The 17,020-nt window shown below is 73.1% G+C and carries 13 protein-coding genes; 12 read left to right on the forward strand and 1 reads right to left on the reverse strand.

Translation table 11 applies throughout. The features are described 5' to 3' along the window. Positions 1-7: 7 nt before the first annotated feature. The 6 genes from arfA (at position 8) to ACWGUG_RS00210 (ending at position 7,482) form a co-directional block, all read left to right on the forward strand. Positions 8-1,540, forward strand: a complete 1,533-nt coding sequence (arfA, locus tag ACWGUG_RS00185; protein WP_452323451.1) for an arabinosylfuranosidase ArfA — start codon at positions 8-10, stop codon at positions 1,538-1,540. Further along, complete coding sequence (locus ACWGUG_RS00190; protein WP_452323452.1) at positions 1,537-2,841, forward strand: alpha-galactosidase; 1,305 nt, start codon at positions 1,537-1,539, stop codon at positions 2,839-2,841. The genes arfA and ACWGUG_RS00190 overlap by 4 nt, the downstream gene beginning before the upstream one ends. A gap of 227 nt (positions 2,842-3,068) precedes the next feature. Next, positions 3,069-4,271 (forward strand): Gfo/Idh/MocA family protein, encoded by a 1,203-nt coding sequence (locus ACWGUG_RS00195; protein WP_336394544.1) that lies wholly within the window; start codon positions 3,069-3,071, stop codon positions 4,269-4,271. Between the two features lie 12 nt (positions 4,272-4,283). After that, the gene (locus tag ACWGUG_RS00200; protein WP_378884994.1) at positions 4,284-5,501 is read left to right on the forward strand and encodes a dihydrodipicolinate synthase family protein; all 1,218 of its coding nucleotides are present in this window, start codon (positions 4,284-4,286) and stop codon (positions 5,499-5,501) included. Further along, positions 5,498-6,376: a sugar phosphate isomerase/epimerase family protein gene (locus ACWGUG_RS00205; RefSeq protein ID WP_378884991.1), complete on the forward strand. Its 879-nt coding sequence runs from the start codon at positions 5,498-5,500 to the stop codon at positions 6,374-6,376. Before ACWGUG_RS00200 ends, ACWGUG_RS00205 begins: the two co-directional genes overlap by 4 nt. An 8-nt stretch (positions 6,377-6,384) precedes the next feature. Further along, complete coding sequence (locus ACWGUG_RS00210) at positions 6,385-7,482, forward strand: dienelactone hydrolase family protein (protein WP_452323453.1); 1,098 nt, start codon at positions 6,385-6,387, stop codon at positions 7,480-7,482. Positions 7,483-7,592: 110 nt separating this feature from the next. On the opposite strand, the gene ACWGUG_RS00215 is transcribed toward ACWGUG_RS00210, so the two are convergent. Then, positions 7,593-9,917 carry a beta-L-arabinofuranosidase domain-containing protein gene (locus tag ACWGUG_RS00215; protein WP_452323454.1) on the reverse strand — a complete coding sequence of 775 codons (2,325 nt, stop codon included), beginning with the start codon at positions 9,915-9,917 and terminating at the stop codon, positions 7,593-7,595. A 106-nt stretch (positions 9,918-10,023) separates the two neighbouring features. Here ACWGUG_RS00215 and ACWGUG_RS00220 point away from each other — a divergent pair, with 106 nt between their 5' ends. The 6 genes from ACWGUG_RS00220 to ACWGUG_RS00245 all read left to right on the forward strand — a co-directional run bounded on the left by ACWGUG_RS00220 (position 10,024) and on the right by ACWGUG_RS00245 (position 16,919). Continuing rightward, positions 10,024-11,058: a LacI family DNA-binding transcriptional regulator gene (locus ACWGUG_RS00220; protein WP_378884982.1), complete on the forward strand. Its 1,035-nt coding sequence runs from the start codon at positions 10,024-10,026 to the stop codon at positions 11,056-11,058. Positions 11,059-11,480: 422 nt separating this feature from the next. Next, a complete protein-coding gene (locus ACWGUG_RS00225) occupies positions 11,481-12,491 on the forward strand; it encodes a LacI family DNA-binding transcriptional regulator (protein ID WP_452323455.1) in 1,011 nt (336 codons plus the stop codon). Between the two features lie 87 nt (positions 12,492-12,578). After that, complete coding sequence (locus ACWGUG_RS00230; RefSeq protein WP_336394537.1) at positions 12,579-13,934, forward strand: Gfo/Idh/MocA family protein; 1,356 nt, start codon at positions 12,579-12,581, stop codon at positions 13,932-13,934. Beyond that, positions 13,931-14,881: an NAD-dependent epimerase/dehydratase family protein gene (locus ACWGUG_RS00235; RefSeq protein ID WP_452323456.1), complete on the forward strand. Its 951-nt coding sequence runs from the start codon at positions 13,931-13,933 to the stop codon at positions 14,879-14,881. The genes ACWGUG_RS00230 and ACWGUG_RS00235 overlap by 4 nt, the downstream gene beginning before the upstream one ends. Continuing rightward, entirely contained in the window at positions 14,878-15,780 is a 903-nt protein-coding gene (locus ACWGUG_RS00240) for a 5-dehydro-4-deoxyglucarate dehydratase (RefSeq protein ID WP_452323457.1), read from the forward strand. The genes ACWGUG_RS00235 and ACWGUG_RS00240 overlap by 4 nt, the downstream gene beginning before the upstream one ends. After that, positions 15,777-16,919, forward strand: coding sequence for a mandelate racemase/muconate lactonizing enzyme family protein (locus ACWGUG_RS00245; RefSeq protein ID WP_452323458.1), 1,143 nt, complete (start codon positions 15,777-15,779; stop codon positions 16,917-16,919). Before ACWGUG_RS00240 ends, ACWGUG_RS00245 begins: the two co-directional genes overlap by 4 nt. Positions 16,920-17,020: the final 101 nt, after the last annotated feature.

Genomic DNA, 17,020 nt, shown 5'->3' on the forward strand with positions numbered 1-17,020 from the left:
GCACCCCGTGACCGACGCGCAGGACGCGACCGCCCGCCTCGACCCGCACCACGAGGTCGCCGACATCGACCGGCGGCTGTTCGGCGGATTCGTCGAGCACCTCGGGCGCCACATCTACGACGGCATCTTCGAGCCGGGGCATCCGTCCGCCGACGAGGAGGGCTTCCGCACCGACGTCGTCGAGCTGGTGAAGGAGCTCGGCGTCTCGACCATCCGCTACCCCGGCGGCAACTTCGTCTCGGCGTACCGCTGGGAGGACGGCATCGGGCCGAAGGCCGAGCGCCCGCGACGGCTCGACCTCGCGTGGCACTCGACGGAGACGAACGAGGTCGGCCTCCACGAGTTCCAGGCGTGGCTCGACCGCGTCGGGAGCGACCTCATGCTCGCGGTCAACCTCGGCACGCGCGGCACGCAGGAGGCGCTCGACCTGCTCGAGTACGCCAACGCCGACGCGCAGACGGCGTGGACCGACCGGCGCGCGGCGAACGGACGCGCGACGCCCTTCGGCGTGAGCATGTGGTGCCTGGGCAACGAGATGGACGGCCCGTGGCAGGTCGGCCACAAGAACGCCGACGACTACGGCACGCTCGCCTCGCAGACCGCGAAGGCGATGCGCATGCTCGACCCCGACATCGAGCTCGTCGTGTGCGGCTCGTCGGGCCGGGGCATGCCGACGTTCGGGTCGTGGGAGCGCACCGTCCTCGAGCACACCTTCGACGACGTCGAGTACATCTCGTGCCACTCGTACTACCAGGAGCAGGACGGAAACGCGCAGGAGTTCCTGGCCTCCGGCGTCGACATGGCGCGCTTCATCGAGGCCGTCGCCGCCATCGCCGACTCCGTGGCCGCGGAGAAGAAGAGCGACAAGCGCATCATGATCTCGTTCGACGAGTGGAACGTCTGGTACCTGCACAAGGAGGACGGCACCGAGTCGGGCCACGAGTTCAAGGGCGGGGCGTGGCCCGTGGCTCCGCGTCTGCTCGAGGACCAGTACCACGCGCTGGACGCCGTCGTCTTCGGCGACCTGCTGATCACGCTGCTGCAGCACGCCGACCGGGTGCGCTCGGCTTCGCTCGCGCAGCTGGTCAACGTGATCGCGCCGATCATGACCGAGCCCGGCGGACCCGCGTGGCGGCAGACCACGTTCTTCCCGTTCTCGATCACCTCGCGCCTGGCACGCGGCAACGCGGTGCGCGTGCCGGTCGCGTCGAGCACCTTCGCCAGCGAGAGATTCGGCGACGTCCCGGCGCTGAACGCGGTGGCGACCATCGACGACGAGGGCGTGTCGCTGTTCGCGGTGAACCGTTCGACGACGGATGCCGCGACCCTCCGCGTCGACCTCGCCGCCCTGGTGCGCGAGCTCGGCCGCGAGGTCTCGGTCGTGGAGTCGCACCTCCTGCACGAGGACGACCTGTACGCCGCCAACACGCTGGAGGCGCCCGAGCGGGTGGGCGTACGCGAGGCGGAGGCATCCGTCGACGGCGAACAGCTGTCGGTGACGCTCCCCGCCGTCTCGTGGACGGCGATCCGGCTCGCATGACGCTGCGGAAGACGCCCACCCCGCCGATGGGGTGGAACAGCTGGGACAGCTACGGCACCACCGTCACCGAGGAGGAGGTGCTCGCCAACGCCGCCTTCATGGCCGAGCACCTCCTCCCCCACGGATGGGACACGGTGGTGGTCGACATCGACTGGGCCGATCCGACCGCGCGGTCGCACGGGTACAACGACGCCGCTCCGCTGGTGATCGACGAGTTCGGCCGCGTGCAGCCCGACCCGGTGCGGTTCCCGTCGTCGGCCGGAGGCCGCGGGTTCGCCCCGCTGGCCGCGCGCGTGCACGAACTCGGCCTGAAGTTCGGCATCCACATCATGCGCGGCATCCCGCGCCTGGCCGTCGAGCGCGACCTGCCCGTGCAGGGCGCCGAGGCCACGGCGGCGGCCGTCGCCGACTCGGCCAACGTCTGCGAGTGGAACCCGCACTACCTCGGCCTGGACCACTCGAAGCCCGGCGCCGCGGCGTACTACCACTCGATAGCGGACCAGTACGCGCTGTGGGGCGTCGACTTCATCAAGGCCGACGACCTTCTGTGGCCCTACCAGGCCGCCGAGATCGAAGCCCTCTCGACGGCGATCGAGACCGCGCCGCGCGCCATCGCGCTGTCGCTCTCGCCCGGACGGGACCTGTCGGCGGCCCACCTCGAGCACCTGCGGCAGCACGCCACGATGTGGCGGATCTGCGACGATCTGTGGGACCGGTGGGACGACGTCGAGGCGAACTTCGCGCGGCTGGCACGCTGGGCGCCGCTGGCAGGGCCGGAGGGCTGGCCCGACGCCGACATGCTGCCCCTCGGCCGCATCGGCATCCGCGCCGAGCGCGGCGAACCCCGCGAAGGCGCGCTCACCCTGGCCGAGCGCAGGTCGCTGGTCACCCTGTGGGTCATGGCGCGATCCCCGCTCATGATCGGCGGAGACCTCCCCACCAGTGCCCCCGAGACCATCGCCCTCTTCACGAACGACGACGTGCTCGAGGTGCTGCGCGAGTCCACCGGCAACCGCGAGCTGCTGCGCGAGCGAGACCTCGTGGTGTGGGCGGCCGAGCGCGGCGAGACACGCTGGGTCGCCGTCTTCAACACAGCCGACCAACCCCGCGAGGTGCCGTTCGACACGCGGTCGCTCGGCCTCGGCCCCGCCCCCGCAGGCGTCGTGGACGTGTGGGACGCGGCATCCGTCGCCGTGGAGGCCGTCCACGAGCAGTCGGATGCGGCGCGCGGTGTGGCTCCGGGCAGCTCCGTCGTCCGGCTGACGCTCGAGCCGCACGGGTGCGTGCTGCTGCGGGCCTGACCGGCCCGCGCGGGGCGGCGTGGAGCGGCACAGCGTCGGACTTCTTGGGCGACACGCCGGGAGGAGGCATCCGTTCTCCGGAGTGTCGCTCGAAACCTCCGATTCTGTGCGCTTCGGATAGCGCTTGCGAACCGACAAATCCCGTGTCACACTATTGGAAAGCGTTTACCCGCGTCACTGCCCGGTGAGCGGGTACCCACAGCCTTCAGAGAAGAAAGCAGGACCCCATGACCGACACGACACTCGCTCCGGCTTCGGCGGAGACCTCGGGCCGTCCGCAGGTGCGCGAGATCGGCATCATCATGAACGGCGTCTCGGGCCGCATGGGCTACCGCCAGCACCTGGTGCGCTCGATCCTCGCGATCCGCGACCAGGGCGGCATCGAGCTCGCCGACGGCACCAAGGTCACCGTCAAGCCGCTGCTCGTCGGCCGCAGCGAGGCGAAGCTCGCCGACCTCGCCGCCAAGCACGGCATCGAGGACTACACGACCGACCTCGACGCCGCCCTGGCCGACCCGCGCTGGGAGATCTACGCCGACTTCCTGGTGACCAAGGCCCGCGCCTCGGCCCTGCGCAAGGCGATCGCCGCCGGCAAGACGATCTACACCGAGAAGCCGACGGCCGAGACGGTCGAAGAGGCGCTCGAGCTCGCGAAGCTCGCGAAGGAGGCCGGCGTCAAGACCGGCGTCGTCCACGACAAGCTCTACCTCCCCGGCCTGCAGAAGCTCAAGCGCCTCATCGACTCCGGCTTCTTCGGCCGCATCCTGTCGGTGCGCGGCGAGTTCGGCTACTGGGTCTTCGAGGGCGACTGGCAGCCCGCCCAGCGTCCCTCGTGGAACTACCGCGCCGAGGACGGCGGCGGCATCATCGTCGACATGTTCCCGCACTGGAACTACGTGATGGAGAACCTCTTCGGCGAGGTCAAGACGGTCTACGCACAGGCCGCCGTGCACATCAAGGACCGCTGGGACGAGAAGGGCGAGCACTACACCGCGACCGCCGAGGACGCCGCCTACGGCGTCTTCGAGCTCGAGGGCGACATCGTCGCGCAGATCAACTCGTCGTGGACCGTCCGCGTGAACCGCGACGAGCTCGTCGAGTTCCACGTCGACGGCACGCACGGCTCGGCCGTCGTGGGCCTCTTCGGCGCGAAGATCCAGCACCGCAACGCCACCCCCAAGCCGGTCTGGAACCCCGACCTCGCCGACGACCACGACTACGACGCCGACTGGGCCGAGGTGCCCACGAACGACGTGTTCCAGAACGGCTTCCGTCAGCAGTGGGAGGAGTTCCTCGAGTCGTACGTGCTGGGCACCGACTACGAGTTCGACCTGCTCTCCGGCGCGCGCGGCGTGCTGCTGGCCGAGGCCGGCCTGCAGTCCAGCCGCGAGGGCCGCAAGGTCGAGCTGCCCGCGCTGTCGCTGGACTGATCGGGAGAACGGATGCCGAAGCTCACACTTCTCTCGGCCGACGGCGCGACGTCGGCGGTCTCGCTGAACGAGTCCCCGGGCTACACGAAGCCCGGGGGCCCGCTCCGCAGCCGCGTGGCGTACGCCGCCGCGCACGTCGTGCCCCACACCTGGGCCGACAACACCCCGGGCCGTCCCGCCGAGGTCGACTGGGACGCCACGCTGGACTTCCGGCGCTCGGTGTACTCGTGGGGTCTCGGCGTCGCCGACGCCATGGACACCGCACAGCGGAACATGGGTCTGGACGCCGCCGCGACGCGCGACCTCATCGCCCGCTCGGCGCAGGTCGCCCGCGAGGAGGGCGGCTCGGTCGTCGTCGGCGTCAACACCGACCATGTCGACGAGGAGCGCATCTCGATCGACCAGGTCATCGACGCCTACAAGGAGCAGCTGCACTTCACCGAGGAGCAGGGTGCCGGCCCGGTGCTGATGGCGTCCCGCCACCTCGCGCGGGTCGCGCAGTCGGCCGACGACTACCGGCGCGTCTACCGCGAGGTGCTGCAGTCCGCGACCACCCCGGTCGTGCTGCACTGGCTCGGCACCGCGTTCGACCCGGTGCTGGAGGGCTACTTCGGGTCGCCCGACTGGCGCGACGCGTCGGCGGTGCTGCTGGAGATCATCGAGGAGAACGCCGACAAGGTCGCGGGCGTCAAGATGAGCCTGCTCGACGCGGCCTCCGAGGTGTCGGTGCGCGAGCGCCTGCCCCAGGGCGTGCGCATGTTCACCGGCGACGACTTCAACTACGTCGGCCTCATCGGCGGGCAGGACGTGCCCGACGCGACGCAGCCGGCCCGCAACCCCGACAGCACCCGTCAGCACTCGGACGCGCTGCTCGGCGCCTTCGCCGCGATCACGCCGGTCGCGTCGGCGGCCATCCAGGCGCTGGACGCGGGCGATCCGGCACGCTACCTCGAGATCCTCGGCCCCACCGAGGAGCTCAGCCGCCAGGTGTTCGCCGCGCCCACGTTCTACTACAAGACCGGCGTCGCGTTCCTTTCGTGGCTCAACGGCCACCAGCCGGCGTTCCAGATGGTCGGCGGCCTGCACTCCGCGCGCAGCCTCCCCCACCTGTCGCGCATCGTCGAGCTCGCGAACGCGTCGCTCGCCCTGGAGAAGCCCGAGCTCGCCGCCATCCGCTGGCACGGCATGCTGCGTCACAACGGCATCGACGTCCCGGGGGTGATCGCGTGACCGTGGACCCGCGTCTGTCGATCAACCAGGCCACCATCAAGCACGCCGACCTGGCGACCGCGCTGCGCGTGACCGCCGAAGCGGGCGTGCAGGCGATCGGCCTGTGGCGCGAGCCCGTGCAGCAGGTGGGCCTGGCCACGGCCGCCTCGATGCTGACCGACTCGGGCCTGCGCTTCACGACGCACTGCCGCGCCGGCTTCTTCACGATGCCCGAGGGGCCCGCCCGCCGGGCGTCGATCGACGACAACCGCGTCGCCATCGAAGAGGCGGCGACGCTCGCGGCGGCCGGGGCCGAGGGGTCGACCGCCATCCTCGTGCTCGTCGCCGGCGGTCTGCCCGAAGGGTCGCGCGACCTGATCGGCGCGCGCGAGCGCGTGCGCGACGCGATCGGCGAGCTGGTTCCGGATGCCGCGGCCGCCGGTGTGACGCTCGCGATCGAGCCGCTGCATCCGATGTACGCCTCCGACCGCTGCGTCGTCTCGACGCTCGGCCAGGCGCTCGACATCGCGGCGGACTTCGACCCGGCCGTCGTGGGAGCGACGGTCGACACGTTCCACATCTGGTGGGACCCGGACGTGCTCCCGTCGATCGAGCGCGCGGGCCGCGAGGGCCGCATCGCCACGTACCAGGTCTGCGACTGGAAGACGCCGCTCCCCGCGGACGTGCTCCTCGGCCGCCATTACCCGGGCGACGGCGTCATCGACTTCGCATCGCTCACGCGCGCGGTCGAGGCCACCGGCTACGACCGCGACATCGAGGTCGAGATCTTCAACGAGGACATCTGGGCCACCGACCCGCTCGTCGCCGTGCAGCGCACGGCCGCCGGGTTCGCGGCATCCGTCACTCCTCACCTGCGCGCTCGCGTCGCGCACTGACGCGCCGCATGGGCACCGGAGCGCTCGCGGGGTACGCCGATTGGCCGGCCTACCTCGCGGGCGCTTCCGTGCTCTCGCCGGCCGATCCGCGCCGTCGGGCGCTGGCCGAGGTGCTCGGAGTGCGGGTCGCGCACGCCCGCGACGTCCGTGTCGAGCGGACCTGGACCGCCGCGGGTGTGGAGGGACGCGAGCTCACGTGGTGGCTCGGGTTCGGCCCGCGCACGCGTGCGTTCCTGCTGACTCCCGTCGGGGCGCATGGGCCGCTCCCCGGGGTGCTGACTCTTCACGCGCACGGCGGGGTCCGCTCCACCGGAGCCGAGCAGCTCGTCGACACGGGGCACGCTCCGAGCCCGTCGGCCGCGCGCATGCGTGCGCGCTGCTACGCCGGCCGCACCCTCGCGAACGATCTCGCTCGTGACGGCTTCGCGGTGCTCGCGCCCGACGCCTTCTCGTGGGCGAGCCGGGCGTTCGACCTGTCGTCGCCTCCCGCCGTGCTCGCGCGTCTCGGTGAGGCACTGGACGCGCTGCACCGCGAGCGGGGCGAGACCCTCTCCCCCGACGAGCGCTTCGACGAGCTGTCGTCGCTGCACGAGTACGGCCTGGCCAAGGCCGCGGGTGCGCTCGGCACGAGCTTCGCGGGAGCCGTCGCCACCGACGACCTGGCGGCGGCCGGGGTGCTCGCCGGGCTCCCCGAGGTCGACGCGTCGCGGCTGGGCGTCGTCGGGTTCTCAGGAGGCGGCGGTCGTGCGCTGTTCACCGCCGCGCTGGACGACAGGTTCGCGGTGACGGCGATCGCCGGCATGATGTCGACGTCGGCGTCGCTCGTGCCCGACTACCTGGAGACCCACTCGTGGCTGCTGCACAGTCCGGGCCTGGCCGCACGCTTCGACCTGCCCGACATCGCCGCGCTCGGGCAGCGTGTGCTCGTGCAGTACGGCGCACGTGACGAGCTGTTCCCCCGTGAGGGGATGACGGATGCCGACACCCGCCTGCGCGCTCTGCTCGGGTCGCGCTGCACCGGCGCGTGGCATGACGCACCGCACGAGTTCACGGCCGCGATGCAGGACGAGGCGCGGGGGTTCCTGCGGTCCGCTCTCGCGGTCTGACGCCTACCCGGCGACGGCCCGCGCGGTGATCCGCTCACCGGGCACACCGTGATCGGCGGGTCGCGTCTTCGGTGATCGCGGGCGGCCGCGTGGCTGTGCGGCCGCTGCGGTCAGCGGTCCGACGCCGCGGCGAGCGCGCGGAGCTCGGTCAGACGCGGGGTGGCCGAGCCCGCCGCCTCGATGCGCACCGGCAGATCCAACGCGCCGGTCGCGTCGCCGAGCGGCACCTCGCGCGTCCCGTCGCTCGACGACGCCGGCACGACCTCGTCGAGCACCACCGCGCCGCCCACGACGACACGCACGCGGGAGTCCTCGTCGCCGCCGAGCCACGACAGTCGCAGCGTGTCGGCCGTGCCGCTCCAGTCGCGCAGCGTCACCGCGATCGTGCCGCGGGTCCGACGCCAGCGGGTGTCGCCGCGCACGCCGATCTCCTCGTCGGTGGCCGTGAGGGCGTGGTCGGACTCCGGCTGCTGCTCACCGAATGCGACGACGTCCCGGGTGCGGGCTTCGAGACCGAGCGAGGCGGTGTCGATCCGCTCGAGCGCCGCCCGCCGGGCCGGCACGTCCCGGGGGTCGGCGGCGAGCGGCCACGCCACGATGTAGCGGGCGTCGTGGACCCCGGCGAACGGCTCGAGATCGACGCTGCCGCCGTCCGCGGTGGGCACGCGCACCGAGCCCGGGCCGAGCCGGACGGCATGCTCGAGGGCGTCGGCTGTCAGCACCGGTGCGCCGGCGAGCGGGCGGAGCGGGCCGACCGCGATGTGCCCCATGCGTGCGCCGGTGCCGCGGTAGGCGACGGCGTCGTCGGGCACGCGATGCGCGAGCACATCGGGGCCGTCGACGATCCACGCCCAGTCCGACCCGTCCGCCGCGCGCTCCCAGCGCAGGCTGCGCGCGAGCGACAGCTGCACGGCCGTCTCGCCCTCCGCCGCGTCGAACCGCAGCCGCGAGCCGGCGGGCGCGCGCCGTGGGGCGGCATCCGTCATCCCCTCGGCGATGGTCGCGAACGCGTCGCCGTCGACCCAGCCGGGGACCAGCACGGCCACGCGGGTGGGGCGGGCGGCCCGCACGCGGAGCGTGACGTCCACGGCCGCGGCGTCGGAGCGGTCGTCGACGGCGATCACGACCTCGGCCCCGTCGGACTCGAACCGCGACGGCACGAGCGCGTTAACGCGCACCTCGTCCGGTGCGGCGGAGTAGATCAGCGCGGCGTGGCGCGACTGCGCCTCGAAGCCCGAGCCCATGCAGCACCAGAATCCCTCGGCCTCGGGCGAGTAGACGCGGTAGTGCGCGGGCCGTTGCGGCGTGAAGTACACGAGTCCGCCGTGGACCGGATGCTGCGCTGAGCGCAGGTGGTTCGCGCGGGCCCGCTCCGCCCACAGCACGTATGCGTCGTCGCCGGTGAGCTGATGCAGCTCGGCGGCGAGCTTGACCATGTTGTGCGTGTTGCACGTCTCCGGCCCCTCGCGCGCCGTGAGCATGCTGGAGAGGTCCTGCGGGAAGTGCTCGCGCACGCTGTTGCCGCCGATTGCGGCGCTGCGACGGCGGGCGACGCGCTCGAAGAAGAAGCGGGCCGCGGCACCCTCGCGCGCCTCGATTACGGTCAGGAGCTCCGGCGCGAGCTCGCGGGCCGCACGCTCGATGGTGGCGAATCCGACGACCACCGGGATCTGCGTGTTGGCATGCAGCCCGTCGAGCTCGTCGCGTCCCGCAGCCAGCGGCTCGACCAGCCCGCGACGCACGAAGCGGCGGGCGAGATGCAGATGGGCGGGCTCGCGCGTGAGCAGCGCCAGCCGCGCGAGGGCCTCGGTCATGCCCCCGAACTCGCAGTCGAGGATGCGCTCGAACGTGTCGTCCCCGAGCTCGCCGGCCACGCGGAGCCACCACGCACCGAGGTCGTCGAGCGTCGCCCGCGCATCGGGGTCGCCGGTCAGCTCGCCGGCGTCGATGAGCCCGGCGAGGGTCTTGTGCAGGTTGTACAGCGGCACCCACCGCCCGTTGAGGTGGAAGGCGCCCGCCTCCACCCGACCGGCGCGCAGCTCGTCCCACAGCGCCTCCCCGTCCGGCACGCCGCCGACGTAGCCGCTGCCGCGCGCGAGCTGACAGTGACGGATGCCGCGCACCAGCGTTCGTGCGAGCTGTGCGGCGGCCTCGTCCCCCGCGGCGGCCAGCGTGCTCGCGGCCGACAGGACGTGGCCGGCGGTGTGACCGTCGAGCCCATCGGACTCCCACCCTCCGTACGGCTCGGCGTGCTGGGCGAGGCCGGCCTCCCGACGGAACGGGGCGAGGAGCCGCTCGGGATCCAGCCGCTGCAGCGTCGCGCTCACGGTGCGCTGCGCGTCGAGGTCGAGGCCGGGCGCGAGGCGCACGCGCGCGGGTGGTGCGAAGGGAACGGTGGCGGGCGGCGCGACGCTCGGTGCGGCGGGTCGTGTCATGGTGCTCCTCGGGGACGACGCTGTTGCCGAGAGGATCTCGAGCCGGATTGGGAAACCGCTTCCCAATCTAGTGCTCGAACCGGACACAGGGCCTAGACTCTGGCTCGTGAGCGACATCATCGCGCCGACCCGAGGCGCCGCCACCCTTCACGACGTCGCGCGCGAGGCCGGGGTCTCGCTCGCGACCGCGTCGCGTGTGCTCAACGGCTCGACCCGCAAGGTCGCCGAGAGCTACCGCGAGCGCGTCCAGGCCGCCGCCGACAAGCTCGGCTACACGGCGAACCTGTCGGCGCAGGCGACCGCGCGCGGCACGGCCGCGATCGTCGCCCTTCTCGTGGCCGACATCGCCGACCCCTACTTCGGCCAGCTCGCGTCCGGCGTGGCGCGGGGTGCCGACGAGGCCGGCCTCGTGGTGACCATCGCCATCACCGAGCGCGACCCGCAGCGCGAGGTCAAGCTCGTCCGCGCGCTGCGCGGCCAGCGCCCGCGCGGCCTCATCCTCGCGGCCTCCCGCGTGGAGGGCCCCGACGCGGTGGGACTCCAGGGCGAGCTCGACGCCTTCTCGCAGATGGGCGGGCGGGTCGTCGTGGTCGGGCCCGGCGGCGGGTCCGCCCGGTCGGTCGCCGTCGACAACCGCGGCGGCTCGGCCGCGCTCGGCGCCCAGCTGGCGGGCGTCGGCTATCGCGACGCGATCGTGGTCGCAGCATCCGAGGGCATCCGCACCTCGGACGACCGCATCGCCGGCTTCACCGAGGGCTTCACGTCCGCCGGCGGCACCGTGCGCGAGGTGCGCCGCGCGGGCTTCACGCGCGACGCGGGCTATGCCGCCGCCACCGAGCTGCTGCAGGGCGACGTGCCCGCCGGCACCCTGATCTTCGGCATCAGCGACGTCGTGGCCATCGGCGTCATGTCCGCCGTGCGCGACGCCGGGCGCAGAGTCGGCGACGACATCGCCGTCGCCGGCTTCGACGACATCGCGACCGGCCGCGACATCCGCCCCGGGCTCACCACGGTCCGCGTCCCGCTCGAGGACCTCGGCTACCGCGCTCTGCACGCCGCGACCGACGCGGAGTGGGAGGACGACGAGCCGTCCCTGCCCCTCGAGGTGATCCTCCGCGGCAGCACGCCGCCGCGGGCCTGACCCCGCCGGGCGACGCGCCGTTGGGCGCCGCGTCGCCGGGTCGCCGGGTGGCCGGGCGCCGGTTCGCGGGGCCGCCGGGCGCGGGGTCGCGGGGTCGCGGGGTCGCCGGGTCGAGGCATCCGTCGCCCGTCTTGCGCCGCTGTGGCGCCTGCGCGCACGATCCGAGATTCGGAGAATCCGCTGGTTTTCGGATCTAGATGCCGCGCGCGATCCGGAAACAGGCGCAAAGTCCGAATTCCGGATCCGCAAAAGGGCACGCGCACGAGACCCGAGCCCCCGAATCCGCCAAGGGGCACGCGCACGACCCCCCGAGCACCCGAACGGCAGGGCCCACAACCCCCAGAGTGCGCGACCCCTCCCCACCGCGGGCGGGGAAACGTTTCCGGGTAGGCTGAGCGCGCCCCGGACCGAAGGAGCACCCGATGCCTCGCCCGCCACGCGCCGACGGATCGCGCGTCACCATCGCCGACGTCGCCGCTCGCGCCGGCGTGTCGCTGTCGACGGTGTCGCGCGCGCTGAACGGCAACCCGACCGTCGATCCGGCTCTCGCGGAGCGGGTGAAGGATGCCGCGGCCGCCCTCGACTACACCGCGAGCCCCGTCGCGCGCAGCCTGGTGCTCGGGCGCACGCAGACGGTGGCGGTGATCGTTCCCGACCTCGGCAACCCCACGTTCCAGGCGATCCTCCGCGGGCTCAGCCGTGCCGCCGCCGCTGACGACTACCACGTGCTCGTCGCCGACTCGGCGGAGTCCGTCGACGAGGAGCGCGTCCTCGCCGGCGCGACGCGGCGCCGCACCGACGGCGTCATCCTGTGCTCGCCGCGCCTGCCGCAGGACGAGCTCGACCGCCTCGTGGGGGGCCTGCGCCCCGTCGTGCTGATCAACCGCGCGTCGGGCGACGTGCCGAGCGTGCGCGCGGACTACCGCAGCGCGCTGGCCGCCGAGCTCGCGCACCTCCACGCACTCGGTCACCGCCGCATCGTGTTCCTGGCGGGAGCCCCGCGCAGCGTGGCGAACGCGGCCCGGCTCGAGGCGATCGCCGGCTTCGTGGCCGCGCACCCCGACACCGACGTCACCGAGATCCCCTGCGGCGTCGACTTCGAGTCGGGTGCCGCCGCCGGCGACGACGTGCTCGCCTCGGGTGCGACGGCCGCGCTCGCCTTCAACGATCTCGTCGCGATGGGTCTCTTGAGCGCCGTGCAGGCCCGCGGATGCCGCGTCCCGGCCGACCTGTCGATCGTGGGCTTCGACGACATCCCGTTCGCCCGGTACACGACTCCGCCGCTGACGACGGCGGCCGTGCCCGCTTCCGAGCTGGGCGCACAGGCATGGGCGCGGATGCGGCAGCTGCTGGAAGGCGCGGAGCCGGGGCATCCGCTCACCCTCCTCCCCGAGGTCACCGTCCGGGGAACGACGGGACCCGCCGCCGCGTGACGCCGGCACCGCGGCACTGATCCGGGTTCCGAGGACGGCCCCACGGGCCCCGTGCTATCCTGAGAAAACGTTTCCTGAAGGAGAGAGATGAGCCACCGCCGATATGCCCTCGTCGGTGCGGGACACCGCGCTCAGATGTACGTCGACGCGATCATCGGGCGCTACGCGGACGACGCGGCGCTCGTTGCGATCTGCGAGCCCAACCCGGTGCGCGCGCAGTATTACGTCGACCGCGTCACCGAGGCGGGCCTGCCCGCTCCCGCGGTGTACGGCCCGGACGACCTCGAGGCGATGGTCCGCGAGCAGCGGGTGGACCGCGTGGTGATCTGCGCGCGCGACGACCTGCACGCGCCGTTGATCGTCAGGTCGCTGGATGCCGGCGCCGACGTCGTCGTCGAGAAGCCGCTGACCATCGACGGGCCGTCTGCTGCGGCGATCGAGGACGCCATCGACCGCACCGGCCGCGAGGTCGTCATCACCTTCAACTACCGCTACTCCCCGCGCAACTCCGCGCTACGCCAGGTCATCCAGGACGGCGTCATCGGCGAGGTCACGAGCGTGGACTTCTCGTGGGTGCTGGACACCAAGCACGGGGCGGACTACTTCCGCCGGTGGCACCGCGAGAAGGAGCACTCCGGCGGCCTGCTCGTCCACAAGGCCAGCCACCACTTCGACCTGGTGAACTGGTGGATCCGCTCCGCGCCCCGGCGCGTCTACGCGTCGGGCGGCCTCCGCTTCTACGGGGCCGACAACGCCGCGGCCCGCGGCATCGGGAACCGTCCCGCCCGCGGCACCCACGACGGTGCCGACGCGTTCGAGCTGGACCTGCGCGACGACGAGCGCCTCAAGGCGCTCTACCTGGACGCGGAGCAGCACGACGGCTACCTGCGCGACCGGGACGTGTTCGGCGAGGGCATCACCATCGAGGACAACCTCGCCCTGGTCGTGGACTACGCCTCCGGCGCGACCCTGTCGTACTCGCTGAACGCCCACGCGCCGTGGGAGGGCTACCGGGTCGCGGTCAACGGCACGCTCGGCCGCGCCGAGCTGGAGGTCGTCGAGCGCGGTGCCGTGCTCGCCGACGAGGGGCTGCACCCCGTGCTCGACCCGTCTGCCGTCCACGCCGGCGCATCCGGATCGCTCCGCCCCGAAGGCGAGCGGCTCATCGTGCAGCGGCACTGGGAGGCGGCCTACGAGGTGCCGCTCGAGGGCAACAGCGACGGCCACGGCGGCGGCGACGCCCTGCTCCTGGCCGACGTGTTCGAAGGTCCCGGCGACGACCCGCTGGCCCGCCCCGCCGACTGGCGCGACGGCGTCCGCTCCATCGCCGTCGGCATCGCCGGCAACCGCTCGCTCGAGACCGGGCTCCCCGTCCAGGTCGCCGAGCTCGGCATCCGCCTCCTCACCACGCCTGCCGCCGAAGCGGCCGCGGTCCGCGCATGAGCCGGATCGCCGTCACCGGCGGCGCGGGACGCCTCGGCCGCAGCCTCGTCGCGGGACTCGCGGCGGCGGGTCATGAGCTGGTGTCGCTCGACCGCGCCGTGTCGGATGCCCGCGAGCTGGGCGACGTCGAGCAGGTCGCCGTGGACCTCACCGAGACGGATGCCGCCGCCCGCGCGATCGCCGGCACGCGGGCGGACGCGCTCATCCACCTCGCCGCCATCGCGGTGCCGTTCAGCGCACCAGAGGATGTGATCCTCCGCACGAACGCGACGATGGCGCTCAACGTGCTGTCGGCCGGCGCGCACGCGGGCATCCGCAGGATCGTGACCGCGTCGAGCCCCACGGTGCTGGGCTACGGCGCGCCCACCGGGTGGCTGCCCGAGCGGCTCCCTCTCGACGAGGGGTCGACGCCGAAGCCCTGGAATGCCTACGCGCTGTCCAAGCACCTCGCCGAGCAGACCATCGCGATGCTCGCCCGCCAGACCGACGACGCCGTCCGCTTCGCGGCCTTCCGCCCCTGCTACGTCATCGCGCCCGAGGAGTGGCAGGGCGCCCCCACTCAGCAGGGCCACACGGTGCACGAGCGGCTGGCGGATCCGGCGCTGTCGGCGCCCGCCCTCTTCAACTACGTCGATGCCCGCGACGTCGCCACGTTCGTCGACACGCTGCTGCTGGCCCTGCCCGAGATCCCGAACGCCGAGGTGTTCTTCGTCGGCGCCGACGACGCGCTGGCGCGCAGGCCGCTCGCCGAGCTGCTGCCCCGGTTCGTCCCCGGCACCGAGGACCTCGCCGCCGAGCTGACGGGCACGGCCCCCGCGTTCTCCAACGCCAAAGCGCGTCGCGTGCTCGGCTGGCGTCCCGCGCACACGTGGCGCGGCGAGCTCGGCGAGCCCGCGTACGACCCTGCCCCCTCTTCCGACCTCGCCCGAAAGGACGTGCTGGCGTGAACTTCGACGGCATCCTCTTCTTCCCCGTCACGCCGTTCGACGCCCAGGGACGCGTCGACGAGGACCTGCTGCGCACGCACATCGCCACGACGCTCGAGCACTCCCCCGGCGGCGTGTTCCCGGCGTGCGGCACCGGCGAGTTCCACGCGCTTTCCACCGACGAGGCGACACGCGTCGTGCAGGTCGCGACCGAGACCGTCGCCGGCCGCGTGCCCGTCGTCGCCGGCACCGGCGGCCCGCTCGGCCACGCGACGACGCTCGCCCGCGCGGCCGCCGATGGCGGAGCAGATGCGCTGCTCGTGCTGCCGCCCTACCTCGTCGGCGGCCCGCAGGCGGGACTGGTGGCGTATGTCGAGGCGGTGGCCGCGGCATCCGATCTCCCCGTCGTGATCTACCACCGCGGCAGCGCCCAGTACTCCGTCGACTCGGTGCGCCGCCTGGCGCGCAACCCGAAGGTCGTCGGCTGCAAGGACGGGGTCGGCGATGTCGGCCTCGCGCAGCAGATCGTGCGCGCCGTCGCCGCGGAGGGTCGCGACGACTTCGCCTTCTTCAACGGCCTGCTGACCGCCGAGCTGACGCAGGGCGCGTACCGGGGCATCGGCATCCCGCTGTACTCGTCGGCGGCGTTCGCGATGATCCCCGAGGTCGCGGGGGCGTACTACCGCGCGTACGTCGACGGCGACGAGGTGCGCCGCGCAGAGCTGCTCGACGGCTTCTACTCGCCCCTCGTTCAGCTGCGTGATGAGACCCCGGGCTTCGGCGTCTCGCTCATCAAGACGGGCCTGCGGCTCGGCGGGCTCCCGGTCGGCTCCGTGCGTGCGCCGCTCGTCGACCCGACCCCGGCGCAGGAGGAGCGCCTGGCCGAGATCCTCGAGGCGGGACGGGCGCTGCTGCCATGACCAGCGCTCGCGAGGCCGTGTCGGATGCCGCGGGCGCGGCGTTCGAGGCCGCACCCACGATCGCCGCCTTCGACGCGCGGCTGGTCCGGGTCGCCCTGACGCGCCCGTGGGCCGCGGACGTCACGTCGGTGGGCGTCATCGCCACGCACGTGGTGCGGTCGGACGGCGCCGAGGGCTGGGGCTTCGCGTGGACGCCGCAGATCGGCGCCGAGGCGGTCCACGCCCTGCTCGCGAACGACATCGCGGCCTTCGCCATCGGGCGCACCGCCGACCCCGGCGCCGAGTGGCGCGCGCTGTGGCAGCACCTCCACGAGGCGGGAGGGGGCGGGATCACGACGATCGCGCAGGCGGGCCTCGACCTCGCACTGTGGGATGCCGCGACCCGCGCCGCCGGGACGTCGCTGACCGGCTTCCTCGGCGCCCAGCGCGAACGGGTGACGGCCTACGGCTCGGGCGTGAACCTGCACTACACGCAGGATGAGCTCGTCGCCCAGGCGCGACGCTGGGTCGACGCCGGCTTCGGCGCCGTGAAGGTCAAGGTCGGCAAGCCCGATGTCGCGGAGGACCTCGAGCGCCTGCGGGCCGTCCGCGAGGTGCTCGGCCCGGACCGCGCGCTCATGATCGACGCGAACCAGCGATGGGAGCTCGACCGCGCCACGCGCTCGCTGGAGGTGCTCGCCGAGGTGTCGCCGGCGTGGATCGAGGAGCCGCTGCGCGCCGACGACCTGTACGGGCACGTCGAACTGTCCCGGCGCCTCGCCGCCTCGAGCGGGATCCCGATCGCCGTGGGCGAGAACCTGCACAACGTCTATCGCTTCGACGACTTCCTGCGGCTGGGCGCCGCGCAGATCGTGCAGCCCAACGTGGTGCGCGTCGGCGGGATCACGCCGTTCCTCGGCATCGCGGCGATCACCGCCGAGTACGGCGCGGCCCTGCACCCCCATCTGCTGCCGGAGCTCTCGGGCCAGCTCGCGCTGTGCCTGCGCGCCGTGCCCGGCGTCGCCGAGCCCATGGTCGAGGACGTCGAGGACGCCGGTTTCGCCTCCCTCGGCGCCCTCCGCGACGCATCCCCGGTGCGCATCGCCGACGGCACCCTCACCGACGTCCCCCACGCCGGCCTCGGCATCCGATTCTCATGACTCCCGTCTCCCGCCCCCTGGTTCGTTCGCCGCACCTGTCCGCCGTCACCCGTGATCCGCGTACGCCTGCGACGGACGAGCACGACGGACCGGGCGAGCGA

Source organism: Microbacterium sp. NPDC055455, from assembly GCF_053619935.1.

Coding starts and splice junctions, on each gene's coding strand:
- ACWGUG_RS00215 (WP_452323454.1), bottom strand. CDS start 9,917: ATGACACGACCCGCCGCACCGAGCGTCGCGCCGCCCGCCACCGTTCCC.
- ACWGUG_RS00200 (WP_378884994.1), top strand. CDS start 4,284: ATGCCGAAGCTCACACTTCTCTCGGCCGACGGCGCGACGTCGGCGGTC.
- ACWGUG_RS00245 (WP_452323458.1), top strand. CDS start 15,777: ATGACCAGCGCTCGCGAGGCCGTGTCGGATGCCGCGGGCGCGGCGTTC.
- ACWGUG_RS00195 (WP_336394544.1), top strand. CDS start 3,069: ATGACCGACACGACACTCGCTCCGGCTTCGGCGGAGACCTCGGGCCGT.
- ACWGUG_RS00190 (WP_452323452.1), top strand. CDS start 1,537: ATGACGCTGCGGAAGACGCCCACCCCGCCGATGGGGTGGAACAGCTGG.
- ACWGUG_RS00225 (WP_452323455.1), top strand. CDS start 11,481: ATGCCTCGCCCGCCACGCGCCGACGGATCGCGCGTCACCATCGCCGAC.
- ACWGUG_RS00210 (WP_452323453.1), top strand. CDS start 6,385: ATGGGCACCGGAGCGCTCGCGGGGTACGCCGATTGGCCGGCCTACCTC.
- ACWGUG_RS00230 (WP_336394537.1), top strand. CDS start 12,579: ATGAGCCACCGCCGATATGCCCTCGTCGGTGCGGGACACCGCGCTCAG.
- ACWGUG_RS00235 (WP_452323456.1), top strand. CDS start 13,931: ATGAGCCGGATCGCCGTCACCGGCGGCGCGGGACGCCTCGGCCGCAGC.